The sequence below is a fragment of the Mucilaginibacter sp. P4_D1 genome, from assembly GCF_056401935.1.
Map to the genome: position 1 here is coordinate 187,589 of NZ_JBFUIJ010000006.1, position 26,720 is coordinate 214,308.

General features: G+C 42.2%; 20 protein-coding genes. 3 read left to right on the plus strand and 17 right to left on the minus strand.

Annotated features, from left to right (window positions below):
* Positions 1-103: 103 nt before the first annotated feature.
* The 11 genes from AC1DV1_RS08640 to AC1DV1_RS08690 form a co-directional block, all read right to left on the minus strand.
* Positions 104-994 carry a BT_3987 domain-containing protein gene (locus AC1DV1_RS08640; protein ID WP_477357572.1) on the minus strand — a complete coding sequence of 297 codons (891 nt, stop codon included), beginning with the start codon at positions 992-994 and terminating at the stop codon, positions 104-106.
* Between the two features lie 27 nt (positions 995-1,021).
* A complete protein-coding gene (locus AC1DV1_RS08645) occupies positions 1,022-2,458 on the minus strand; it encodes a SusD/RagB family nutrient-binding outer membrane lipoprotein (RefSeq protein WP_477357574.1) in 1,437 nt (478 codons plus the stop codon).
* A gap of 26 nt (positions 2,459-2,484) precedes the next feature.
* On the minus strand, positions 2,485-5,721 hold the full coding sequence (locus AC1DV1_RS08650) for a SusC/RagA family TonB-linked outer membrane protein (RefSeq protein ID WP_477357576.1): 3,237 nt from the start codon (positions 5,719-5,721) through the stop codon (positions 2,485-2,487).
* A gap of 628 nt (positions 5,722-6,349) precedes the next feature.
* Positions 6,350-7,231, minus strand: a complete 882-nt coding sequence (atpG, locus tag AC1DV1_RS08655) for an ATP synthase F1 subunit gamma (protein WP_477357579.1) — start codon at positions 7,229-7,231, stop codon at positions 6,350-6,352.
* Between the two features lie 149 nt (positions 7,232-7,380).
* Complete coding sequence (gene atpA / locus AC1DV1_RS08660) at positions 7,381-8,955, minus strand: F0F1 ATP synthase subunit alpha (protein WP_477357582.1); 1,575 nt, start codon at positions 8,953-8,955, stop codon at positions 7,381-7,383.
* 33 nt (positions 8,956-8,988) lie between these two features.
* On the minus strand, positions 8,989-9,537 hold the full coding sequence (gene atpH, locus AC1DV1_RS08665; RefSeq protein ID WP_477357584.1) for an ATP synthase F1 subunit delta: 549 nt from the start codon (positions 9,535-9,537) through the stop codon (positions 8,989-8,991).
* A 129-nt stretch (positions 9,538-9,666) separates the two neighbouring features.
* Entirely contained in the window at positions 9,667-10,158 is a 492-nt protein-coding gene (atpF, locus tag AC1DV1_RS08670) for a F0F1 ATP synthase subunit B (protein ID WP_477357587.1), read from the minus strand.
* 103 nt (positions 10,159-10,261) lie between these two features.
* Positions 10,262-10,504, minus strand: a complete 243-nt coding sequence (gene atpE, locus AC1DV1_RS08675) for an ATP synthase F0 subunit C (protein WP_274213861.1) — start codon at positions 10,502-10,504, stop codon at positions 10,262-10,264.
* A gap of 55 nt (positions 10,505-10,559) precedes the next feature.
* Positions 10,560-11,648 carry a F0F1 ATP synthase subunit A gene (atpB, locus tag AC1DV1_RS08680; protein ID WP_477357590.1) on the minus strand — a complete coding sequence of 363 codons (1,089 nt, stop codon included), beginning with the start codon at positions 11,646-11,648 and terminating at the stop codon, positions 10,560-10,562.
* Between the two features lie 14 nt (positions 11,649-11,662).
* A complete protein-coding gene (locus AC1DV1_RS08685; RefSeq protein WP_477357593.1) occupies positions 11,663-12,049 on the minus strand; it encodes a hypothetical protein in 387 nt (128 codons plus the stop codon).
* The gene (locus AC1DV1_RS08690; protein WP_477357596.1) at positions 12,046-12,279 is read right to left on the minus strand and encodes an AtpZ/AtpI family protein; all 234 of its coding nucleotides are present in this window, start codon (positions 12,277-12,279) and stop codon (positions 12,046-12,048) included. Before AC1DV1_RS08690 ends, AC1DV1_RS08685 begins: the two co-directional genes overlap by 4 nt.
* A gap of 78 nt (positions 12,280-12,357) precedes the next feature.
* Between AC1DV1_RS08690 and porW the strand changes: the two genes are divergently transcribed.
* From porW to uvrC, 3 genes are all read left to right on the plus strand, one after another.
* On the plus strand, positions 12,358-15,408 hold the full coding sequence (gene porW / locus AC1DV1_RS08695) for a type IX secretion system periplasmic lipoprotein PorW/SprE (protein WP_477357599.1): 3,051 nt from the start codon (positions 12,358-12,360) through the stop codon (positions 15,406-15,408).
* Between the two features lie 5 nt (positions 15,409-15,413).
* Complete coding sequence (locus AC1DV1_RS08700) at positions 15,414-17,666, plus strand: transglycosylase domain-containing protein (RefSeq protein WP_477357602.1); 2,253 nt, start codon at positions 15,414-15,416, stop codon at positions 17,664-17,666.
* 292 nt (positions 17,667-17,958) lie between these two features.
* Positions 17,959-19,767, plus strand: a complete 1,809-nt coding sequence (gene uvrC / locus AC1DV1_RS08705) for an excinuclease ABC subunit UvrC (RefSeq protein WP_477357605.1) — start codon at positions 17,959-17,961, stop codon at positions 19,765-19,767.
* 194 nt (positions 19,768-19,961) lie between these two features.
* On the opposite strand, the gene porN is transcribed toward uvrC, so the two are convergent.
* The 6 genes from porN to AC1DV1_RS08735 all read right to left on the minus strand — a co-directional run bounded on the left by porN (position 19,962) and on the right by AC1DV1_RS08735 (position 26,696).
* Positions 19,962-20,957 (minus strand): type IX secretion system ring subunit PorN/GldN, encoded by a 996-nt coding sequence (gene porN, locus AC1DV1_RS08710; RefSeq protein WP_477357608.1) that lies wholly within the window; start codon positions 20,955-20,957, stop codon positions 19,962-19,964.
* Positions 20,958-20,963: 6 nt separating this feature from the next.
* Complete coding sequence (gene porM / locus AC1DV1_RS08715) at positions 20,964-22,478, minus strand: type IX secretion system motor protein PorM/GldM (RefSeq protein WP_477357611.1); 1,515 nt, start codon at positions 22,476-22,478, stop codon at positions 20,964-20,966.
* Positions 22,479-22,518: 40 nt separating this feature from the next.
* Positions 22,519-23,328, minus strand: a complete 810-nt coding sequence (porL, locus tag AC1DV1_RS08720; RefSeq protein WP_477357614.1) for a type IX secretion system motor protein PorL/GldL — start codon at positions 23,326-23,328, stop codon at positions 22,519-22,521.
* Between the two features lie 47 nt (positions 23,329-23,375).
* A complete protein-coding gene (porK, locus tag AC1DV1_RS08725; RefSeq protein ID WP_477357616.1) occupies positions 23,376-24,689 on the minus strand; it encodes a T9SS ring complex lipoprotein PorK/GldK in 1,314 nt (437 codons plus the stop codon).
* A 252-nt stretch (positions 24,690-24,941) separates the two neighbouring features.
* Complete coding sequence (locus tag AC1DV1_RS08730; protein ID WP_090642486.1) at positions 24,942-25,706, minus strand: uroporphyrinogen-III synthase; 765 nt, start codon at positions 25,704-25,706, stop codon at positions 24,942-24,944.
* A gap of 12 nt (positions 25,707-25,718) precedes the next feature.
* Positions 25,719-26,696, minus strand: coding sequence for a DUF4271 domain-containing protein (locus tag AC1DV1_RS08735; RefSeq protein ID WP_477357619.1), 978 nt, complete (start codon positions 26,694-26,696; stop codon positions 25,719-25,721).
* Positions 26,697-26,720 lie beyond the last annotated feature (24 nt).

Genomic DNA, 26,720 nt, shown 5'->3' on the forward strand with positions numbered 1-26,720 from the left:
CCTTGTACCTTGTAGATTAAAAGACAAAAAAGTTCAAAACCTCCTTAAATAAAAAAGGACTACCCAAATGGGCAGCCCTTTCAATTAACTATAGAACAAGATTTTATTTATGAGCGATATCTTCCTGGATTATGCGATAACCGCCGCCACCAAGATACCGGTAGTTTAAGTGATAAGTTTTAGCTGCAGGATCGTACGTGTTTGTTAAGCCCGGAACTGGTTCCAAAGCCTGAGTTGCACTTACGTTTCCGCTAACCGTTACTTTATTGGTTGCTTCATCAATGGTAAGGATCATAGAACCACCTATATCGGCAATTTCGGTACTAACCGCAGTAGGACCAGCAGTAGTCAACGTTTTATCACGATCAATTGCCCTGTCATTAGCATCATTAGGGTGATCGAAGTTACCGGTTGAGTGGTATGCGCCATCATACTTGTTTTTTATTGCAAAAAAAGCGTACAGTGTATCTTTACTTGCCGCATGAATACTCAAACTGCCGGCGCTTGTTATCTTGTATGCAAGCGCATATTTAATGCTCAAATCCCATTTACTACCATCAAGTTTTATTGTAAAGTACTTTTGAAAGTCGCCGGGGGCAAAATTGAATGACAATTTACCATCGGCCGCCGCAGTAACCCCGGCAGCATTTATGGTATACAATGAGGTAGGCAGCATTTGGTATTCTGTTCCGTTATCGTCGTTGTATTTGTCAATAGCTGCCGGCAACGGGGTTAAAACAATAGTTTGCGCCTTTTGCAACTCGGTATTATTTGCCGCATCTTTTTTCATAGCAAAAACATCAATAGTTTTTACTGTAGTAAAGGGGTCAAAAAACAGATTTTGTTCAAGTCCGTTTGGAAATCCGATGTATGATTTTCCTGCCGTTGAGTTCTCATTTGATAAGTCGCCCGCCGGCACCTTACGGCAGGCAGAAAACAATACCAAAACAGAGCAGGCAAGAAGAATATGATTTAAAAATTTATTCCTTTTCATGTCTTTTTTATTAATAGTTACAATTGATTAGTCTACATCCCACCATACGTGAGCGTCCTGGATATCGCCGCCTGTAAGCCTGGCAACCGCCGCGTTAACGTTCTTTTCATTGGAGCTATACTCGCTGGTAGGATATACAAAGCGACTTACAATCTTTTTAGAAGCATTAACAGCATCTGGTGCCGGATTTAGTGCAGGGTAGCCTTTGGGATTAGTAGTAGTGGCCGACTTTCTCCATATAGCCCATGCCTGGTGCCCATCAGGATAACTTGCAATCCACCTTTGGATGGTAATGTTAGCAATGGTTGGAGGTGCAGCTGCAATATAAGCAGCTGTTGGTGCCGCTAAACCCCATTGCCCGTTTGAAGCAGTGATGCCAGCCACGTAATCAGTTGCAACAACTTCGCCGGTCCATCCTAATGATGCCGCCTCTGCTCTGGCAAGGTAAACCTCACCCGCAGTAACAATAGTTACCGAACCGGTAGTTGTACGGAAATCGCCGCGCATTACACGCGCCCAGTTGGGGTTAGCTTCAATAAATGCCAGCACGTTGTTACGGGCCAAACCGTATGTAACACCGATATCAGATGATTCTGTATTGCCAATTGCTTCGCTTTTACCACCGTATACGCTAAGCCTGGTGTCATTAAGCCCCTTAAGTATGTCGGTCATTGTAGCAGATTCTGCAAAATCCTTACGGCCATCATACAAGGTATACCAAGGGCTTTTAATACCACCACCAGGGAAAGTTACCTTCATGTTCTGGCTGTTTGATTCAATAACCCCGGCAGCAATAGCTTCTTTAACGGCAGTTGCAGCGTAACCGCTTGCAGCAGGAACAACTTTTGACAGCTGAACAGCAGCTAACAGTTTAATAGAGTTTGCTGCACGTTTCCAAGAAGCAACATCACCACCATAAATTACATCACCTGCTAATGACGAGCCATCAAGCTCGGCCTGGGCAGATGTTAATGTGGCTATAATGCCCTTATAAATAGCCTCCTGCGTATCATATTTCGGCTGGATAGAAGTTAAACCTTTTAAAGCGTCGCTGTATGGAACTTCGCCCCATGAATCTGTTACAACCCAGAATATATATTGCTGCAAAATTTTGGACACTGCAGATGATGCCTTGCTTTGGTTAAGGTTAATGATATTCTGCAAGTCATATAACGGGCCAGAGTAATAAGGTGTAAAATCATTCTGTGGCAAAGTATATAACGATGTACCAGAATACTGGGTTTCGGTAAAAAATTGCGCGTACTGGCCTCCTGCTATTGCAGGTGTACCTGTTGATGACAGGCCGGTAACACTTACCTGGGCATTGGTTAACAAACCAGCTACAATAGGCTGGGTTGTTGCGGTAGGGTTTTGGTTAACGTCACCAAAGTCTTTCAACTTATTACAGCCCGTACCTAACCAAACAAACGCGGCTGTTAGTGTATAAATATATCTCTTTTTCATTTTCTTTGAATCTAATTTGTGTTTGCTTAGAAAGTTACCTTAAGGTTAAAACCTATGCCCCTTGTGCCTGGTAACTGACCTGTTTCACCTTGTTGTGAGCTAATTTCAGACGGATCGTAATCTTTTGATTTAGCATAGATCAACAACAAGTTACGCCCGGTGATATCAAACCTTGCCGATTGGATAACTTTTCCTAAACCTAATTTAGCTACCGGTATTTTGTAACCGATTGAAACCTCGCGAAGTTTAACAAATGTTAAATCGTAGATATATGAATCGTAAGTTTTGTTGTTGGTTAAGCCCTGGAAATAGGTTTTAGCATCGATGTAGTTAGAAACAGATTTACCATCCGCGTCAACACCGCTAACTTTAACACCACCACCGTCTTCAACCGGATCGCGAACAGGAACTCCTTTGTCATTAAGCGCAGCCGTTGCAGCAGTTAACCCGCTAAACTGGCCCCACCTGTTTGATAACGAAACAAATTTACCGCCAATCTGGTAATCGATATTGGCATTAAGCACGAAGCTTTTAAATACAGTGAATGAGTTTTGGATACCACCGGTCCATTTTGGAAGCACGCTACCAAAATATACGTTCGGATCATTAGCATACATACCGTTAGCAGCAATAATTGGAACGCCTGCTGCATTACGTTTTATACCGTTGCCATATATCTGGCCCCATTCTTTACCTTCCTGGAACACCATGTAAGGCATATCTGTTCCCCAAACCTGGTCATTAGGGTTAGTATAGCGGGTTACACCATATTTCTTGCTAACCTCTATCACTTTGTTCTGAAGCTGGCGTGCACCATTAATGGTTACATCCCAGTTAAAGTTATTGATGCGTACAGGAGTACCGCTTAAGGTAAGCTCAATACCTTTTCTTTGAATTTTACCAAAGTTGGTTAATATGCTCGAAAAACCGCTGGCAGGGTTAACGGTAACCGAAGCAGGGAAATCAACATCGGTACCTGCGTAATAAGTGGCAGATAAACCTAACCTATCGTTAAGGAACCTTAAATCCAAACCAACCTCTGTTTGCTTAAATACAGCACCGTGTAAGGCAGGGTCAACGCTTTGGTCTGGAGTATTCATTAATATATTTGTACCAAATTTGTATTGGTTAACACCGTAAACCGTGTTGTTTCGGTATCCGCCGTAGTTATCGTTAGCCGTTGCAAGCGCCTGTGGGGTTTCACCATAGGATACCCTTACCTTACCGAAGCTTAACCAGTTATTAAATTGTGGCAATAGCTCGCTGAAAACAAATGATCCACCAAATGATTTAGCTAATACGCTGTTATCTTTAGGAAATAATGAGGAATACCAATCGTTACGTACAGTTCCATCTATAAACAAGAAGTTTTTGTAGCCTAATGTAGCCTTTGCAAATAACGCCCTGTATTGCTCATTTGTACGGGTGTTAAATACCGATGGCGCACTAACCGAGTTGGTTATATTATAAAGATCAGGGATACTTAAACCATCAACAGTGTTACCACCATTATCTTTGTAGCTCCTGTTATAAATATCGCTACCAGCATTTACATCAATTTTAAAATCGGCAATCTGCTTGTTGTAGTTTGCCAGTAACTCGTAGTTTTCACGGTTCTCGTAAACATTGTAAGTACGGTAGTAATTTTTTACACCTGTTTGCGATCCGCTTTTTTGAAGGATAGCAGGAATGAATTCTTCTTGCCATTCGCTTCTTGAATTTTTACGGTAAGTTGCCTTAATATTAAAATCCTTGTTAAGCTTGTACTGCAAATATACGTTACCATAAAAACGGTCGCGCTGATTATCCTTGGTATTAAGCTCGGCTATTTTGTACATGTTATACCAGTAGTTACCAGCATAAAAATAACCCGGATTATCAGTTGTATATGAAGTTGGGTTCTGGTGGTTCCAGCTTACCAACGTACCATCAGGGCTTGTTAAATCCTTCAATTCCTTTATGATGCCCATATCAAGGTCACGGTGCATCCATTGGTTAAAGTTACCTGTAGAAGCATTGGCATAACCATCGCTTATGTTACCATGTACTTTTTGGCTAACAAAGTTAACATTGGCTCCAACAGTAAAGTGTGTACCTAAATCGTAGTTAACATTTAAGTTGAATACGTTTTTCATCAGGGCGGTATACGGAACTATACCATTTACATGCTGGTTGTTGTACGACATCCTGATGTTATAATCATCAGCCGATTTTGTGAAGGCAATGCCGTTGTTAAGGGTAGTACCTGTTTCAAAGAAATCGCGAGCGTTGTTTGGCTGAGCAACAAGCTTTGCTGTTTTAAACGAGTATTTGGTTCCCGGAGCCCATGCATACCATGGAATATACTCCTGGCCTACCATTTTAGGACCCCAGCTGCTATCATCTGTATAATCCGGGTAATATTTGCCATCCAAAGCTTTCCATCCTTCAGGATCGCCTGCTTTGTAATGATATTGCATTAAATCTGCAGACGCACCGCCGGCATAAGTATTTTGGTAGTTAGGCAATATGTAAACTTTATCAAAGTTTACGCCGGCATTTAACTCAATGCCAACACCTTTAACTTTACCACCTCTTTTAGTAGTAATAACGATGGCACCATTTGCACCGGCAGAACCAAACTGCGCTGATGCAGCGGGGCCTTGCAATACGGTGATGTTTTCAACATCGTCGGGGTTAAGGTCATCGGAGTTTGGCAAAATAGTACCGTCAACAACATACAGGGCACCTGAACTGTTGCCAAAACCGGTAGCACCGCGAAGCCTTACCTGTGTGTTACGGCCCAAAGCACCTACCGACTGACTACGTACCTGCAAACCTGCAACCTTGCCCGCTAACGCATTGTTAACGTTTGGCTGACGGATAGTGTTTAACGCATCAGACTTAACAACCTGCGCCGCGTAGGAGATAGCGCGTGAAGTTTGCTTGGTATTGAATGCGCCCGTTACCACAACCTCGCCCAGTTGGTTACTTACTGACGTAAGCACTACAGCCATTGGATCTGCACTGGCCGGCTTTTCAACCGGTGTGTAACCAACAAACCTGAAAACAAGGGTAGCATTTGCCGGAGCGCTTAATGAGAATTTACCGGCGGCATTAGTTTGGGTACCTGAGGTTGTACCCTTTACAATTACTGTTACCCCCGGGATGGGCAGGCCATCATCTTTGGCGGTAACCGTACCGGTAACAGTACGGTTTTGTGCTTGCGCCTGCGTTAAGCATAACAACAGGACGCAAAAACTTGTGAATAAAAGTTTTTTCATCGTATAAAAATCAGTTAAGTTAATTTTCTAAATTATGATTTTCGCATCAATGCGCAAACAATAAAATAAAATTTTTAACGTTGCCGACTTTTTATTAAAAATAAAGAAAAAACAGTGCTTTTTTATATCAAAAAATGCAAAACTTTTTAAAAAACGAAAAATTCATAAAAAATTCATCTTAATTGACGATTAAAGATCAAGTATCACCTCATTTTAGGGCAAATATGATCTTTTTTATCTTAAAAAGCCTTAAAACCGCGAATTTTTGGTCAAAAACTGGATAAATAAGCGCCTAAATAGTCAGCTACCTCCAAACTTTCTCCGGTCATTTAAGCTTTAGTTAAGCAAAACACAAATTGTAACCGATATAACTATTCATGTTTTACGCCCATATTCTTCGCGTAAATCGTTTTACCTCGATGTTTTTTTATCAAAACCGCAAATAATCACTTGTTAGGTGCGGTTACTTTTAATATATTCCTTTAATATGTTTCGCATCAGTTCAATCACTATTGCCTTATAGATTAACAATAATGAGGCATATATCAATCAAAAGCCTGGCCTAAAACACAAAAAAAGCCCCCTTTTGCAAGGAGGCTCATATAAAATAAGTTTATGATGGGCTTGCTTATCCGGCCAGTGCTGCCGCGCCGCTTACAATTTCGGTAAGCTCGGTAGTAATAGCTGCCTGGCGGGCCTGGTTGTATGAAAGTTTCAAGGCTTTCAGCAGTTCACCGGCGTTTTCGGTTGCTTTATCCATAGCTGTCATACGTGCGCCATGCTCAGATGCGTTTGAATCTAACACTGCACGGTACAACTGAATTTTGATATTTTTAGGAATCAGCTGCTCCACAATTTCGCGTTGGCTTGGCTCCAAAATGTAATCAACATTCGCGGTTTTTACAGCTTCTTTTTTCTCAGGTTTCGGAACAGGTAATAACTGCTCGGCAATTAAAAACTGCACAGCAGCATTACGGAAATGGTTGTACACCAACTCCACCCTATCGTACTTGCCATTCACAAATGCCTCCATAATACTTTCAGTAATTTTGGAAGCATTTTCGAAGTTGAGGTCAAGGTACAAGTCGTTATTGTTACCAATTACGTTGTACTTGCGCCTTTCATAAAACTCCTGGCTTTTTTTACCAATCGCTACTATTGAAACGTTACCGGCTGCCAATTGCTTGCTGTATTTCTCGGCAATCAGGTTATTGGCCGTTTTAATAACGTTGGCGTTAAAAGCACCTGCCAAACCGCGGTTTGATGATACCACAACCACCAATACACGTACCGGCTCACGCTCCTGTAAGTATGGTGATGCGCCATCCTCCAAACTTTCAGATAAGTTTGCCAAAAGGTCTTTCAGCTTATTGGCGTATGGGCGCAATTGAACAATAGCGTTTGTAGCGCGTTTCAGCTTAGCCGCCGAAACCATTTTCATGGCCTTGGTAATCTGCTGTGTTGACGATACAGACTTTATCCTGTTTCTTACTTCTTTTAAATTAGCCATCTTTTTTGAGTATCAAGTAGTTAGTATCAAGTATCAAGACTTGTATAAGCTACCCTAACAATGCTATATTTTTTTGAATGCAAGTAGTTAGTTCTGAATATCTGAAGCAAAAAATACTTGATACTTGATACTAACTATTTGCTACTAAATTAATACTTTCCTGCCAGTTCTTTAGCTACTGTTTCCAGTACTCCCGTTAGCTGATCGTCGAATTTACCTGCTTTAAGGGCAGCTAATACTTCTGGGTGACGCTCTTCTAACTGGCTGGTGTATTCTGCTTCAAACTTCCTGATATCTTTTACAGGTACACTACGCATCAGGTTTTTAGTACCTAAGTAAATGATAGCTACTTGTTTTTCAACAGATACTGGTGAATACTGGCCTTGCTTCAATACTTCTACGTTACGCACACCTTTGTCAAGCACGCTTTTGGTAGATGCATCAAGATCAGATCCGAATTTAGAGAAAGCCTCTAACTCGCGGTATTGGGCTTGATCAAGTTTCAAAGTACCGGCAACTTTCTTCATCGATTTGATTTGCGCGTTACCACCCACACGAGATACCGAGATACCTACGTTAATAGCCGGACGAACACCCGCGTTGAATAAGTTAGATTCTAAGAAGATCTGACCATCAGTAATCGAAATTACGTTGGTTGGGATGTATGCAGATACGTCACCAGCTTGTGTTTCGATAATAGGCAACGCGGTTAGCGAACCACCACCTTTTACGATACCACGGATTGACTCCGGCAGGTCGTTCATTTGCTGCGCGATAGAATCATTGGAGTTGATTTTAGCGGCACGCTCTAATAAACGGCTATGCAGGTAAAATACGTCACCAGGGTAAGCCTCACGGCCCGGTGGACGACGTAATAACAACGATACCTCGCGGTATGCAACAGCTTGTTTTGATAAATCATCATAGATTATCAATGCAGGGCGACCTGTATCGCGGAAGTACTCACCAATGGCAGCACCGGCGAAAGGAGCAAAGAACTGCATGGTAGCAGAGTCAGAAGCATTTGCCGCAACTACGATAGAGAACGGCATAGCACCGTTTTCTTCCAGCGTGCGCACAATGTTTGCCACAGTTGACGCTTTTTGACCACAGGCTACATATATACAGATAACCGGTTTACCGGCATCATAAAATTCTTTTTGGTTAATAATGGTATCGATACAAACCGCAGTTTTACCAGTTTGGCGGTCACCAATAACCAACTCACGCTGGCCACGGCCGATAGGGATCATCGCGTCGATAGCTTTGATACCAGTTTGTAACGGCTCGGTAACCGGCTGACGGTAGATAACACCTGGCGCTTTACGCTCCAAAGGCATTTCGTAAGTAGTACCGGTGATTGGTCCTTTACCATCAATCGGGGTACCTAAAGTATCCACAACGCGGCCAAGCATGCCTTCGCCTACGTTAATTGATGCAATACGATTGGTACGTTTAACGGTATCACCTTCTTTAATATCGTCAGATTTACCTAACAATACCACACCCACGTTATCTTCTTCAAGGTTAAGTACAATACCTTGTAAACCTGTTCCAAATTCAACAAGCTCACCTGATTGTACTTTTGTTAATCCATAAACGCGTGCAATACCGTCACCCACCTGGAGTACAGTACCCACTTCTTCTAATTCAGATTCTGACTTGAAGCCTGCCAATTGCTGACGCAAAATTGCCGATACTTCGTCTGGTCTTACCTCTACCATTGTTTAAATTTATTTAGAGTTTTGTTTTTATTATTATTGAATTACCTTCTCGGCAAATTCTTTTTTCAATTTTTTCAAGCTTGCAGCAATGCTGGTATCAACCTGCCTGTCGCCAACAGTTAGTACAAAACCGCCAATTAATGATGCATCAACCTTAGCTTCCAGTTCAACGGTTCCGCCAACTGCCTTTTGCACTTCAGYGGTAAGCACGGCTTTATTAGCTGCCGATAACTCGGTAGCCGATGTAACTTTAGCTTTTGTTATGTGCTTTTTAATGTTAAACTGGTTTATATACTCGTGGGCAGTTGTATATAAAACCTCGCCACGGCCTTTATCAACCATCAGTTTAAAAAACGCAATGGTAACCTTATTTACTTTACCTAAAAATACGGCATCAAGTATCTTGGTTTTTTTGCTGTGGGCGATGATGGGGTTGCTCAAAACAGCTTTAAGCTCCGGGCTTGCCTTTAAGGTATGGATAAAAAGATCCATATCAGCCTTAATCACGTCAACACTGTTTTGTTCCTGTGCAAGATCAATAAGGGATTTAGCGTACCTGGTTCCTACCGTTAATTCTGACATATTCTTTTTATTTGGGGTTTCGGATTTTCGATTTCGGATTTATCACCCGGGCCTCCAATTCAAAATTCCCTATTAAATAACAATTCTAAAATTGCGATTTCAAAATCCGAAATCCCAAATCCGAAATCCTTACAATTTCACTTCTTTTAATAACTGGCTTACAAGCTCGTCTTGTTTTTGCTGATCTTCAAATTGCTTACGCAATACTTTCTCGGCAATTTGCAGCGATAAGGTGGCTACCTGGTTTTTAACATCAGCCATCGCGATAGCTTTCTGATTGTTAATTTCAACACGGGCAAGTTCAATCATACGTGCCCCTTCTTTGTGTGCTATTTCTTTAGCATCAACAATCATCTGGTCTTTAACCTTACGGGCATCAGAAAGGATCTGATCGCGCTCGGCACGGGCTTGTTTTAATAACGATTCATTCTCGTTAGTTAAACGGGACATTTCTTCTTTGGCAGCTTCGGCTTTCTGAAGAGAGTCTTCAATAAAACGTTCACGATCGCTTAATGCGCCCAAGATTGGTTTCCAGGCAAATTTTCCTAATATAAACAACAGTACCGCAAATGATATCGTTGTCCAGAAAACTAAGCCTAATGCGGGAGTAACTAAATCCATAATTCTGTATAGCTATTACTTGTATATTATTCTTTTAACGGGATTAAAACAAGCCCGGAGCCAATCGCCCCGGGTTGTTTTTTTCTTTTTTGCCTAAAACTAATTAGAGCAAAGCTACTACCACGGCAAACAAAGCAACACCTTCAACAAGGGCTGCAGCGATGATCATGTTAGTTTGAATTTTTGAGGCAGCTTCTGGCTGACGGGCAATACCTTCAACGGCTTTACCACCGATTTGTCCGATACCGATACCTGCGCCAATTACAGCTAAACCTGCGCCAATTGCACCAAGTTTTTGAAGACTAACAACACCTGTTGCAGCAGCTTGAGCAATTGTTCCAATCATTCCACTCATTGTTTGATAATTTAAAACGTGTATATATAATTATAATTAATTCAGATTAATGGTGATGCTCTTCAACAGCCATACCTATAAACAGGGATGTAAGCATCGTAAAAATGAACGCCTGTAAAAATGCCACAAGCAATTCTATCATATCCATAAACACCACAAACGGAACAGAAACTGTCGACATCCATGCGGTTTTAAAGATAAAGATCAATGATATTAAACTCAAAACAATAATGTGGCCTGCTGTAATGTTTGCAAACAAACGTATCATTAACGCAAAAGGCTTTGAAATGATACCAATAAGCTCAACCGGAACCATGATAGGATATAACCAAAAAGGGATATCAGGAGTAAAAATGTGTTTCCAGTAGTATTTGTTACCGCTAAAGTTAATAACTATCAGCACAATTACTGATAAAACCATGGTTACCGCAATATTACCCGTTAAGTTAAAGCCTCCCGGAAAAAACGGAACTAAGCCCAACAGGTTATTGATTAAAATAAAGAAAAATATAGTAAGCAATAAAGGCATGTACCTTCCGTGTTTAATACCTATGTTAGGAATAGCCACATCATCGCGTACAAAAAGAATAACCGGCTCCAACAATGCCTGGATGCCTTTAGGCGCTTTACCAACATTTTTCTTATAACCCGAAGTAACAGCGAAGAAAACGATTAACAAAATAATCATCCCCATCCACATACTGGCTACGTTACGGGTAATTGAAAAATCGTAAACCTTGGCAGCTTTATCCACCTCACCGGCTTCGTTTACCGCAACAATTTTATTGCCTTCGAGCTTGTAGCTGTAGTGCGTGCCTTTATAAACCGGGCCTTCTTCTTTACCTTCTTCTTTTAATAAAGAACCGGACAAGAAAATTTCCAATCCTTTATCAGTATACAATATCACCGGCAGCGAAATAAAGTGCTCGTGCATCAACGGAATTGTTACTGGCCAGAAGTGTGAATCGCCGATATGTTCAAATACTACCTCTTTCGGATCAAAAGGTTTTGACTCTTCTTTTTTGACATTTTCTTGCGAGAATGAAAGTGTAGGCATTACACCTAACAACAAAAAAAGCGCGGAAATCAGGAATGTTTTAAATATTTTTGAGTTCAAAATCGAGCTGTTATACATCTAAATGAAGTTTTCTACCTTATTTTTTGGTTGCGCAAGTTACGTAACAAACCATAAATTTCAAAGGCCATATTTAGAAAATATACGTAAAAAAAATCGCCGGCAAAAACGTACCTGTTCACAGCGTTTTTCTTCAAAAAAAAGAGCACAAAAAACAAGCAGGCCAATATCTTAACCGTTGTAGCCGCTAAAAAGGCTTGTGCATACATTTCTTTGTTAATTTGACCTACAAATACAATGGCCATTACGGTAAAAAAGGTAAGGCCACCGACGAAAAAAAACAGCAGCCAAAACTTTTCTATAAGTAAACCGGCAAAGCCGCCGTAGCCCGAAAGCAGTGGAGGTAACGATATAATAACAATAAATACAAGAAAAGATAATGCGGTAGGAAGTAGTTTCAACTTTTTACAGATCTGATAACAATGTACAACGAAATAAACACACCAACAAGCGATAAAGCGGCCGTGGCCCATTTGGTTTGATGGTTACCGGCCTGGTCTATTTTATAACCGGCAAAGGCAAACACCCCAATAACGGCTATCATTTGGAAAGCCACGCCGCTAAATTTAGCATAGCTGTTTACTTCTTTACCAGCGTTATCCTTATCGTCATCTTTTTCATTTTGGGCCATGCGCAAATTTATTAAACCTATTGTATAATCTTTAGTATTTTAGCAATGCTTTTATAACCAGATCATATTTTGAGGCGAGTGAGCATATTTTCCCTATCTAAAACACGTAAATTATTGTTGCCCGGGCTATTATTCATCATAGCAGGCTGCTCGCTCGAAAAGGAAAGCGGTTTTAACCGCCAGATGCAAAACCTTACGGCGCATTACAATATCCTGTTTAATGCAAATGAATTGCTGCGCCTTAAGCAGGAAAGCTATGCCGCCGGTTTTGTTGACTCCTATAACGAGCTGCTAAATGTTTATCCCGATACGGTAAGCCAAAGCAGCACACCCGATAAAGACCTGGAACTGGCTTTTAGCAAAGCCAATAAAATCATCAACATTAAAGAGCAAAGCCATTATTTGGGCGATGCCTACCTGGTTATGGGCAAAGCCCGTTTCCTGGAAGGCAGTTATTTTGATGCGATAGAATATTTTAATTATGTAATTGCATCGTACGGCAAGCAGGCTAATCTTAAGCAGGAAGCATTGATATGGAAGGGCCGGGCATTGCTATATCTCAATAATCCATCCGAAGCTAAAGTGGCAATAGATACCGCCATCAAAAACATCAACCCTAAAAAAAGTATTCCGGCAGGCATTTATGCCACACAGCTGCAATACAATATTAATACCGAAGATTACCCCGCCGCCGAGGAAAGTGCCAAAACAGCCCTGAAACTTTGCCACGATGGCGAGCTGAAGCTCCGTTGGACATTCATTTTGGCCCAGTTGCAGGAGCTTAATCAAAAACCCGATGCTGCCATAGTTAATTACGCCGGCATCGCCAAAAGCAATTCGTCGTTCGAGATGGCATTTAACGCCAACCTGAACCGCATCCGCCTGCAAGACCAGGAAAACGGCATCAAACAAAATAAGGTTGAACGCCTGCGCAAGCTCCTTAAAAATCAAAACAACAAAGAGTTTACCGATCAGATTTATTACCAGGTAGCACAACAACTTTACGCCGCCGGCGATATTGACGGCGCTATAAAAAACTATAAACTATCGGTACGCAACAGCGTTAAAAACCAAAATCAGAAGGGCCTCTCATACCTGCGTATTGCCGATATCGATTTTAAGAACAAAGCCGATTATGCAGGCGCCAAATTATATTACGATAGTACGCTTACCTACCTGGCGCCAACCTATCCAGGGTACCAGATCATTCGCAAAAAGGCCAATAACCTGCAAATACTAACGGGCCTGCTGCAAACCATCAGCCGCGAGGATACCCTGCAAATGCTTGCCCAGCTTGACGAGCAAACACGGGCCGCCCGCATTGATGCCATGGTTAATCGAAAAATATTACAGGATAAAGCGGCAACTGTTACAGCGGCAAGTAACAATGGACAGTTTGAAAATAGCCGAAGCGGCAATAATCTCAATAACCAACAGGCCAATAAAAGCGGCAGCAGCACATTTTATTTTTATAACTCCACCGCAATAAGCCTTGGCGTAAACGACTTTAAAAGACAATGGGGCAACCGCAAGCTGGAAGATAACTGGCGCCGCAGTAAACGATCGACCGCCAACTTAGCAGCCAATGGCAATGGCACCACCGCACCAGCCGACGACGATCCTTTTGCACCCACCACACAGGATGCAACTACACAGACCAACGGCGACGCGGGCAGCTACCGGCAGGATTTGATTAAAAACCTGCCCCTGACCCCCGATTTACTTAACCGTTCAAACCTGCGGGTTTATAACGCCTACATGGATATGGCCAATTTTTACCGCGATTTGTTAGGTGATAAAAAAGAGGCGATTGTAACATATGAAGCTATACTAACGCGCTTCCCCAAAAGCACCGATAAAGCGGCCGTATATTATAACCTGTACCGCCTTTATGCCGATATAGATGCAAGCAAATCCGAAGCTTACAAGAATATGATCCTGAAAGAATTCGGACAAAGTGTTTTTGCCAAGATCATCCTCGACCCTGAGTACAGCAAGCACCTTGACGATGCCAATGCAGAATTCACGATTTTATATAACGGCGTTTATGATTTGTACGCACAAAGAAAATACACCGAAGTAATTACCCGCGCAAATGATTTGCTGGCCAAATATCCCGACAACCGCTTTGCAGCCCAGCTATTTTATTTACGCGCCATAGCTGCCGGCCACCAGGAAAAGCTTGCACCATTCATGACCGATTTGCAGCAGATAGTAGCCAAATACCCAGATGATAAACTGGTAACTCCTTTAGCTGCCCTGCATTTAACTTACATCGACTCGAACCGGATGGAGATGGAAACGCGTACAGTGGTATTAACCGGCAACGATGTTAATGACATACCTTTTACACCACCGGTGGCATATCAAAAACAAACAGAATACCGCCCGGAGTATCATCCATCCGCAGCGGTTGCGTTAATACCCGAGGTGCGAAAACCTGTGCCGCCTCCCGTAGCGGCAGCAAAACCTGTCCCGCCAGTCGAAAAGCCTAAACCCGCTGAACCCGTTAAGCCACCGGTTAACGTGGCGATTGTATCCCGTAAAGATTCCGTTAAAACATCGGTTAGCAACACAATTGTATCCCGCAAAGATTCGGTAAAAACAGTGGTTCAGCCCCCTGTACAGCCAATTAATGCCAACGCCGCACCAAGCGTTGATTCGGTTAGGAAATTACTTGATCAATTTGCCGCAGCCAAACAGGCACAGCAAACCCAAACACCGGCAAGCACCCCACCTGTAGTAACCGCTACGTCTGTAAACTATATATTTAGCTTGCGCGATAGCAGCAATTATTATTTTGTTGTAAATGTAGGCACCGGTACAACTAACCTGGCATCGTCGCGTTTTGGTATAGGGCAATTCAATCGCAGCAGGTTTTCGGGTAGTACCATCAAACACGATTTGAAACCCCTGGGCGACGATAATCAGCTGATATTTGTGGGGCGCTTTTATAGCCTCGAGGATGTTAAAAAGTATGCGCGTTCCATTATCCCGGTAATGCCCGATATTATGAAAGTGCCCAAGGATAAATACAGTTTTTTTATCATTACCAGGGAAAATCTGGATAAATTAGCCGACAAAAAAACATTAGATAGCTATATTGATTACTATCAAAGATATTATTGAAAAAAATGAAGATCTACAATAAAAAACCAGCCCTTAGTCCGCAGGAAATACGACACTACAACTGGTATATATGGCGCGCCGTAATAGCTCTTTTTGCTTTTGTGGGGTTGATGATAACGCTTACTGTTTTTGATGTATTTGGGCAGCTTCCTCCGTTTTACCGTTTGGAAAACCCGAAAAGCTACCTCGCATCAGAAGTAATATCATCTGATAAGCAGGTTTTAGGTACCTATTATGTTCAGAACCGGTCAAACGTTACCTATAAAGAGCTGTCACCTAACGTTATTAATGCTTTAGTTGCTACCGAAGACAAACGCTTTTACGACCATTCGGGGATTGATTTCGGGCGCAGCTTTACTATATTCCTGCACCTGCTTATCGGCCAAAAACAGGGCGGCAGTACGATAACCCAACAACTTGCAAAAAATTTATTTACCGAAAAATCAAACAACCCATTTGTACGGATAACCCAAAAACTGCAGGAATGGATAACAGCCGTTAAATTAGAGCGCCATTATACTAAAGAAGAAATACTAACCATGTACTTAAACACCGTTGATTTTGGTGCTTACAATACATACGGTATAAAATCGGCCGCGCGCACCTATTTTAATACCACTCCAGATAAATTGACGCCGGATCAGGCTGCCTTATTAATCGGGATGGTTAATGGCCCTGGCATTTACTCTCCTATCCGGCATCCAAAAAATGCTATAAATCGCCGCAACCTTGTACTTAACCGTATGCAGGAGCAAGGCTTTTTAAGCGATGGCCAGGTTGCCGAGTTTAAACAAAAACCACTTGGATTAGATTTTCACCAGAATAACCATTTTGATGGCCCGGCGCCTTACTTCAGGTCGGTGTTAAAAAAAGAGATTCAAAAGATTTTTAAAGAGCAAAGCATCAATCGCCCCGATGGTACACCTTATGATCTTGATCTGGATGGACTAAAAATTTACACCACTATTGATGCCACCATGCAGCAATATGCCGAAGAGGCACAGCAGGAGTACATGAAAAACCTGCAAGCGCAATTTAATGACCACTGGAGCGGGCAAAACCTGGCCAAAAGCATCCACAATTTTAAATTCCTGATAAACCAGGGGATGCTAAAAAGCGACAGGTACAAACAGCTTAAAATGCAAGGCATGAGCGATGAGGATATTAAAACCAATTTTGATACCAAAGATACCCTGAACCTGTTTACCTGGCATGGCAATATTGATACCGTAATGCGGCCAACCGACTCTATTATATACTGTAAAATGCTTTTGCGCAATGCCCTCATGAGCATGGATCCTACAACCGGCTATGTTAAAGCCTGGGTAGGCGGCACCAACTTTGAGCATTTTAAGTACGACCAGGTTAAAAATGGCACCCGACAGGTAGGTTCAACAGCCAAACCCTTTACTTACGCGGTGGCCATTGATAACGGTTACTCGCCATGTTTAAAAATAAACAACGTACCCGATACCATCCGCGGTTATGGCGATCCGTGGTGCCCCCGCTCGTCTCCGTCAGAAACCTTGCCGGGTTTTATAACCCTGCGTCAGGCCCTCGCCCACTCGCAAAACTGGGTAACCGCCCACGTAATGAGTGAAGTGAAGCCCGAGCCTGTTGTAGAACTGATTAAAAAAATGGGGATAACCAGCGCCGTACCCRCCTACCCATCTATATGCCTGGGTACATTTGATGCATCGGTATTTGAAATGACGGCAGCATACTCGGTATTTGCCAACCACGGTTTATGGACCGAGCCCACTTATATATTACGTATTGAAGATAAAAACGGCAACGTACTATATAGCCATACCCCAAAAGTGGTGCAGGCCATGAACCCGCAAACCGCATATGTAATGACCTATATGTTAAAAGGCGTTATTGAGGATGGAACAGGCTCAAGGCTGGCTTATAAATACGGGCTGCGTAACCCTATCGGCGGCAAAACCGGTACCACCAACGGCAACTCCGATGGCTGGTTTATTGGCATAACCCCACAGCTGGTAACCGGCCTGTGGACTGGTTGCGAAGACCGGGACATCGCCTTTCAATCAACCCGCCTGGGCGAGGGGGCAAATAGCGCGTTACCAATATTTGCGATATACATGAAAAAGGTGTACGCCAACGCTGCCCTCGGCATCAAAAAAACTGTTGATTTTGACGCACCCAAAACAGGTGTAAGCATTGTATTAGATTGTGGGCAGTATACCCAACAGCAACAGGGGACAAATGAGGTGGATAAAAAATTAGATTTTTAAAATTGTTCATCCGTTCACTGGTTCATTAGTTCATTGGTGAAAAGTTCAATAGATTTGCCGATTGATTAAGTAGCTCAATATCGGTCATTGTAATCTTGAAGACTTGGATGTAGATAAGTTAGCAAAAAAGTTGCGACAAAATCGGAAGGATTATAAAGCATATTCAAAGTTTATTGATAAAACTACTGCTCAGAAAACAGATCAATAGACAGGAAACAAGTTAAATCATTGGCAGTTGTTCAGGTCTCAAAGCAGACCAATGAACTAATGAACCAGTGAACCAATGAACCAAATGGAGAAATTCGATTACCGGGAAGCATTAAAAAACATCCCCCATAAACCGGGAGTTTACCAATATTGGGACGAGGAGAAGGAACTGATATACATCGGTAAAGCTAAAGACCTGCGTAACCGCGTTGGGTCTTATTTCAATAAAGACATTAACATTAATGCCAAAACACGGGTTTTGGTATCAAAAATCCGCAATATAACTTTTACCATTGTTGATACCGAGGTGGATGCCTGGCTGCTGGAAAACAGCATGATCAAAAAGCACCAGCCCAGGTATAATGTACTGCTTAAAGATGATAAAACTTATCCGTGGGTAATTATCAAAAACGAAAACTTCCCCCGCATCTTCTGGACCAGGCGTATTGTTAAAGACGGGTCAAAATACTTAGGTCCGTATGCATCCATAAGCATGATGCACAACATTTTGGGACTCATAAAGGAAACTTACCACCTGCGCACCTGCAACCTGGCGCTAACCCGCGAAAATATTGATAAGGGTAAATTCAAGGTTTGCCTGGAGTACCAGTTGGGCAATTGCAAAGGGCCCTGCCAAAACTATCAAACGGAAGACGATTACGACAACAGCATAGCCGACATCACCGATATCCTGAATGGTAAAATAGGCGCTATACTACGCCGCCTTAAAGGCGAGATGGAAACAGCTGTAGCCGAATACAACTACGAGCTTGCCCATCGCCTGAAACGTAAGTTTGATTTGCTGGAGAATTACCAAAGCAAATCAACCATCGTCAACTCGTCCATCACCGATGTGGATGTGTTTAATATAGCATCAGAAGAGAAGCTGGCCTTTGTAAACTACTTAAAGGTGATGAATGGCACAATTATCCAAACACAAACCATCGAGCTTAAGAAACGCCTCGACGAAAGCGACGAGGAGTTACTTACTTTAGCCATTATTGAATTCAGGAGCAGGTATAACAGCACATCAAAAGAAGTGATTGTGCCGTTTGATATTGATGTGGAAGACCATCCCGGCATTAAATTCACAGTACCAAAACTGGGCGAAAAACGTAAGCTGCTGGATTTGTCGCAAAAGAACGTGCAGTACTTCAAAAAGGAAAAAATTGACCAGTACGAAAAGCTGAATCCGGAAATCCGCACCGAGCGTTTACTAACGCAGATGATGAAGGATTTACGGATGAACCAACTGCCCCGCCATATTGAATGCTTTGATAACTCCAACTTCCAGGGCAAATATCCTGTTTCGGCAATTGTGGTTTTCAGGGACGGTAAGCCATTTAAAAAGGATTACCGCCATTTTCACGTAAAAACGGTAGAAGGTCCGAATGATTTTGCGACAATGGAAGAGGCCGTACACCGACGCTACCGCCGCATGCTTGACGAAGGCACCGAACTGCCGCAACTGATCATTATAGACGGTGGGAAGGGGCAACTATCAAGCGCGATGCATAGTTTAAAACTATTGGGGATAGACAAACAAGTAACCGTGATAGGCATAGCCAAACGCCTGGAAGAATTATATTACCCCAACGACCAGTACCCCATGTACCTGGATAAAAAGTCAGAGACGCTTAAGGTGATCCAGCACCTGCGGGATGAGGCACACCGCTTTGGTATAACCTTCCACCGTAAAATACGCGACAAAGGCACGCTGGCTACCGAACTGGAACTGATAGAAGGCATAGGCAAAACCACTGCCGAAAAACTGTTAAAATACTTTAAATCGGTAAAAAAGATCCGCGAAGCCAATGAGGAACTACTATTGGAAGTTGTTAATTTAAAACAGGCTAAGGCGATTTTGGGATACTTTGATCAAAGTCAAAATTAAGTTATTGATTGGTGCTATCAAATATCCGCCATTGCAAGGCGCGAAGCAATCCCCCTACATGCTAAGTCTCAAATAGTTCGGGATTGCTTCGTACCTCGCAGTGACGGTAGTTTTGGACAATGATTTTATATAAAACGCAAAAAGTCAAAACCATACCAGTTTTGACTTTTTACTTTTGAATTTTAACTTAACAATTAATACTGCCAAAGGTTAAGTTCCCAATCCATCAAACTCTTCTTGATCCTTTCCGATTCGTATAGCTTATCTATCCCTTGTGCGTAATCCTTAACGCTTTCGTCCTTATCGTTACTTTGTTTAACAACATAACTGGCAAAAATCCGCTTCATGAAAACATCGTCGAAACTCAAGCCTGTTGCATCGCTGGCGCGGCTAACCACTTCTTTGGTAGCCAATACCTGGCGTGCTTCGGGAAAATATATCCAAAATGCCGGTTGATATCCAACAAGGTCGGCAGATACGCCGGGAGCAGATTTTGGTTTTATTAGTGGAGCAATACCTATAATGCGGGGCTCAAATATTGAGCGTTGCCTGTCAAATACCCAATCCTCTTTAATCCTGAATTTAACAACACTATCCGGAATAAACTCATTAGCTACTTTCTTTGATGAAACAATGTTGCCATCCTTGTCTGGTATACTAACAACGCTGCTATCGCCACCGGCAAGCCTTGCGCGTGCTGCGCCTGGCGGCAACGGTGTGGAGAAACCATCGCCATTCACATCATCTTTTTTGCCTTGGGTAGCATCATACGCGGTTAATTCGCCTGCAGTAATAGCATCCAGCAAAACGTCAATTAAACGGCGTTTTGGCGAAGCAAGGTAGGTATTCATTTTATCGCGCACGTCAATCTCGCGCCACACCCTTTTGGCAAATGCCACATCGCTTTCGCGCAAGTTGGGGTACGGGGTTACTTTGGCATTTAAAATGTTGTTCTTTTTATAGTAGCCATCAAGCGGCCTTTCAAAAGGCTTCATCGGTTTTTTATTAACTGTATCAGGAGCTGGCTGACTGGCCACCGTATTTGAAGGTGGCGGCGGAGTAGTAGTTCTCCTTCTTGCGGCAGCAGAGGTACTGGTTGGTTTCCTCGTAGATTTCTTCTTAAGCTTACTTTGTGCATAAGCACCAACGCAGGCAAAACAAAGTAAAACAATTAAAATTCTCTTTTTCATACGCGTTTAATTTGCGGATAATACAATCGGATCAATCGGCCTCGACAATCCATCCGGGCCAACTGCTACAATATCTCTGAATACAACAGTACTCCCCGGCGTTACTGTATTTATGGCGGTGCTCATAGCAGCTGTAAATTCGCCACTGTTGGCCGAATAAATAACTGCATCTAAACGCGGCCTGATTATCAGTATCGTAAAGTGTGTTACATTAAATTTAGCATCAAAGTCAAAATTCTCTAACCTGGCAAACAGCCTATTTTGAGCCCTGATGTTAGCAGCACTCGTTACTCCGCCTGTTTTGCCGGCAAACTGGGCTTTAGGATCGGGAATCCGTTTTACGCGAAATTCAGATGTTCCTAAAACCATTCCTTTCTCCCCGCTAACCGTAATTTTAGCTGCGCCAAGGTTACTCACTTTAACGGTGTAGTGCCCCGCAGAGCCGCTGATGGAACCACCATTCATGCTTACATTTAAACTTGAAGTAGGCACACCTGGAGCAGACACTGATACCGGGTTTGGTACGCCAATGTACAATACATTCATTTTATCAGGCGATACCACAGCCGATGGTCTTGCAACCATATAGTCTTGCGAAAATGTGTACCTTTTATCCGGTCCACCATCAACTGCTTTAACAACCAATACGCCACTCATAGTATGCTTACCCTCGCCACTTGCCGTAGTTGTATAAGTTCCAATACCATCTTTAGTCGGCACAGCCGATCCTCCTACCGTAATAGTTGGATTGGTATGTGAATCATAAGCCGTCAAATAAATGTCTGCCTTAAATTGCTGACCTGCTAAAACATAGCTGCTTGGTGCAACCGCCACTGCGCGGAACGCATTTAGCGTTACTTCGGCTTTATCAACGTTGCTGTATAATTTCTTAACAACTTCATTTTCGGCATTTTTTGTATCTGCCTGTATTTTGGCAAGCGTGGTTATGGTTGCTCCCAAGGGGACGCCTTCGCCAAAATAAGCTTGTTGCCAGCTTTTTTGTTGCATCCCGGCGTTTGCTTTTGGTGCATCAGCATTTAAAGAAAAATTTACGCCTTCGGCATCCTTGCCTAATAATTGCAGCAGTTTGGCACGTGTAGCCTCTATTTTTTCCTTGAGAACATCGGCCTTTTTGCCGTTGATCATCACTTCTGATGATATATCTAAATTGTCGCGAGCGTTAATATCGTCAATTTCAGGATTGATACCCCCACCTTTTTCCTTAAGCTCAGCTTTCAGGTCATCAATGTACTTACTCAAATCATCCGTCATCGCTGTTGCCTGTTTAGCAGCATCGTAGTACTTTTTCTTATCGGGCTGGGCTTTTACCTTTTCCTCAAATGAACTATATGTGTTTTGTAGGCTGGTATTTACATTCTTTGTAGATGCATCCAAACTTCTTGCAATATTTTTAAAAGCATCCAACAGGTTCTCTGGTACGTTCAGGGCAATTAAGCCTAAAAGCACCAGGTATAAGATACCTATCATTCGCTGTCTTGGGGTTTCCTTACCTCCGGCCATCTATATAAATCTTAGCTTTTAAAAAATTCTGTTTAATAAATTAACTAACACGTGGCTGATTCATGGCTGTAAGCATATTGCCATATATAGCGTTCAATGATCCCAGGTTTTTTGCTAAACGACCAACCTCTTCCTTAAACTGTTTCGAGTCATCTAACGATTCGTTAAAGTTATTCATGGTTAAAGCCATGTTTTGGTAAAACTTGCTCATCGATTTTAAGTGCGCGTTTGAATCCTGTAACTCCAATTCGTAAACCGCGTTTAATGATCCCAAATTTTTAGCCAGTTTGTTTACCTGCTCATGATAAGCTTTTGAATCTACATTGGTATCGGCCATTTCGGCTAAGTTGGCCGAAGCTTTTTCAAATGCTGCACTCAGGTTATCGTAACTTGCGGTTGCTGTTTTTACTTTAGCAGTAAAAGCAATAGTAGCTTCGCCGGCATCAGTTACTCTTGATATAGCTGCAACTTTATCGCCAAAGGTTCTTAAACCATCGCCCAGGCTGCGTACCAGGTCCGGTCCAATTTTGGCATCATCAAGCATTTTATCTAAAGCTGCGGTAGTGTTTGTTGCACCAATAGCAACCGGGTGCGATGATGACTTTGGCAGTTCGCCCTGAAAATCCTCATTTAACTCAGGATATACCCGCACCCAATCAACCTCTTTGTCTTCGCGTTGTAACCCTAAAATAAAGAAAAGTATAGCCTCGGTTGTTAAACCTGCGGTGATAAACTCAGAAGCATATTTCCAGTGTTGAATTTTAAATAACAAACCGATAATAACTACCGTTGCCCCGATTGAAATAATGTTTCCTATTCCAAATGGTTTTTTCTTTCCTGTTCCAGCCATAATAATCAGAAATAACTTTGTTTTTAGATTTTACGTTTTTGTTTTGTTTATCGTTTGTCTTTGATGTCCCGGCCCAGGTAACTTGTTACGCAGCGGAAACCGATGTATGATTTAGCTGTGTCCTGGTACTCGTAGGTACGGGTAGAATTTTGAAGGAAATAACCGATATCTTTCCATGATCCCCCCCGTACAACTTTACGTTTAAGCACTTCGGGATCAGAAGATTTTGCCTCAACGGCAAAGGTTGGAGCAAGGTCATGAACAAATGTTGAAGCAGACTCGTCAAAAGCTGATGATGTCCACTCTGCCACATTGCCGGCCATGTTATACAAGCCGTAATCATTAGGGAAATAGGAACGTACGTTTACAGTGTACGCACCGCCATCATCTGTGTAATTACCGCGGCCTGGTTTAAAGTTTGCCAATAAACAACCTTTTGCATTTTTAATATAAGGACCGCCCCATGGGTAATCGGTACCTAACCTGCCGCCACGGGCAGCGTATTCAAATTCCCCTTCGGTAGGTAAGCGGTAATCGGCACGTGGAGGTAAATGTCTTGAATTTTTATAAGCTTCGTTGTAGCGTGTGCGCCAAACCGTAAATGCTCTTGCCTGTCTCCAGGTAACACCTACTACGGGATAATTCCGAAAAGCAGGATGTGAAAAATAAGCCTCAACCATAGGCTCATTAGCAGCGTACGAAAAATCGCTCAACCACACCAATGTATCAGGATATACCGTAACGGTATCGCGCAGAATGAAATCCGAACGCCTAGATTTTGGATCATTCCTGTGGTTTGCAGCATCGCGCAGCACCATAAGCGCGTAGTTGTATTTAAGCAGGCGTACATCCAGTTCGTCGCGATCAAAAACGCGGTCTTCGTTCTGGTAAAACATCCCCTGAAGCTTCGATTTGTTGCTTGCGGCGCCTTTTTTGTTACTCCAAACCGGGTTCTTTTTTACATAAGCCCAATTGATATATTTTTTACCGCTTGCGTTGGCCCCACGGCCGCCTTTTGGCTGCAAATAATATTTATTGTCGTTTACATAATTGGTGATAGCGATAGAGTCACGCACCCAAAACACAAATTTCTTGTATTCACTGTTGGTGATTTCTGTTTGGTCCATAAAAAATGGTGCTTCTGTTACCTGTTTTGGTTGGGCTGTTTGTGCAAATGTTACATCCTGATCGGTTTGCCCCATCATAAATGAACCGCCTGGTATATAAACCATTCCGTAAGGCACTTCGGCCTTAAAAGAACGCTGCGGCACCCCGGTTAGCTCGCCCCTATCGCCGCCGCCACCGCAACCACTTAACACACCACCAGCTAAAACAACTATTAAAAAGTATATCTGCTTCATTTTAAAATCAAAAATCAGTTATAAAAATATAACATTATAAGACCCCCGAATATATCAAATTTGCGTTACCGCGCCAAAAAACATTTAAATTAAGCAATAAAAGGCCCCTTTAAATGCTACAAGCATTGTTTTATTAATAAATTACAGTGCAAAAAACAATGAACTAACTAACTACTTAAGTGTAAATTAGATGTCACTAATACGCTATTAACCACAAAAAAGTTTCGAATTGGTAAATAAATTTCCTTTTTTTTATTTATTTACCAATTTACAATACTGTTCAATAGCCATTGTCATGGATGGAGCAGCTGGTGTTGGTGCAGGAATATCCAGTATTAAACCCGCTTCAAGCACTGCTTTATGGGTTGTTGCACCAAAGGCTGCTATGCGTGTATTATTCTGTTTAAAATCGGGAAAGTTTTTATAGAGGGATTGGATGCTTGAAGGACTGAAGAAGGCGATAACATCATAAAACACCTCGGCCAGGTCTGATAGATCGCTGCAAACGGTACGGAATAACACTGCAGGGGTAAAGTTATAACCATTCTCCAACAAGAAGCGTTGGGTCTCTTCGGCAGCTACATCCGAGCATGGGTACAGAAATTTTTCGGCAGAATGCTTCTTTAACACTTCGGCTAAATCGGCAGCTGTTTGTTTGCCAAAAAAGATTTTGCGCTTGCGGTACTGTATATACTTTTGCAGGTAAAGGGCAATTGTTTCAGACAAACAGAAGTATTTCATTTCTACAGGCACTTCAAAGCGCATCTCTTCACAAATGCGGAAGAAATGGTCGGCAGAGTTGCGGCTGGTAAAAATAACCGCGGTAAAATCGCCCAGGTTAATTTTTTCCTTCCTGAAATCCTTTGCCGGTACGCCCTCAACATGAATAAATGATCTGAAATCAATTTTCAGGTTCAGCTTTTTAGCCAGCTCGGCGTACGGATTTTTGTCGTTTTCGGGTTTTGATAAAGTAACTAATATACTTTTAACCTTTTTCTTTCTGTCTTCCAAGTCAATACTTTTAACTACCTAAATCCTAATGTTTAATGCCTTTATCAAAATTAAAATAGGGCAAATTTCGAGGGCACAAAGATACGTAAATAAATAAAATTTGTGAAATCTAAAAGTAGAAATTATGTTTACGCTGCTCCTGAGATATTGCCATATAAAAATTATGATAACAATGATGAGTGTTAGGGTAAGCAATACCGGGACGTACTGCGAACCCAATAAGCTAAAACATATCACTACCGGTAAAAAAACGAATGCTATATTAAAATAAGTAAGGTGTAATATATTCAGGTATTCGCTAACCAGTTTATTAATATCAAACACGAAGCCCAACAGCTTAAGTACAACAAATTTTAGCGCAAACAAAGCAATAACACCAATAGTAAGCAAAACAAAAAGCCTGCTGCCGCTCACCACGTAATAAACACCTTTATAAGCTGCCAACTGGAATAAAAACAGGCTAAAAGTTAAACAGAAAAGCAAAAACAATCCTAAAAAAGCCCATAGGCTTACCACCCCATCTTCTTTGCCGGCCTGCGATAAAACGCGCTTGCTATAAAATGAATGCCATACAAAACTCACGTCACTGTTGAGGGTGATATTTAATATTGCCGTGTACAGTAACAGGGCAATAATAATTGCAATAACCCAGGGATCGCGCTGCGGGCGGCCAAGGCCATCCTTTACCTTACTTTTTGTTTTTAGGTGAATATCTAAAAAACCATATCCTTTATATTGGGTGTGGGCAAGTAAACTATCGGTAAATTCATTGGTGGTACTTGAATCGGGCACACGGATAAAGCGCATTGCTATTGAGTCAGCCACAAAAAGTTTTCGGGCTTGCATAGCGTTAGCAACGGAATCCAGCACGGAATTACCGCTAATGCTGATATGCCTGGAAGACGGCGTCTTACGTCCGGCCGTAGTATCCTGCTGGCCAAAGGCGGCAAAAATAACGCAGCACATCAACAAAAAACTTAAAGCAATTAAACGCATCAAAAAATCGCACCTTTAAAATTC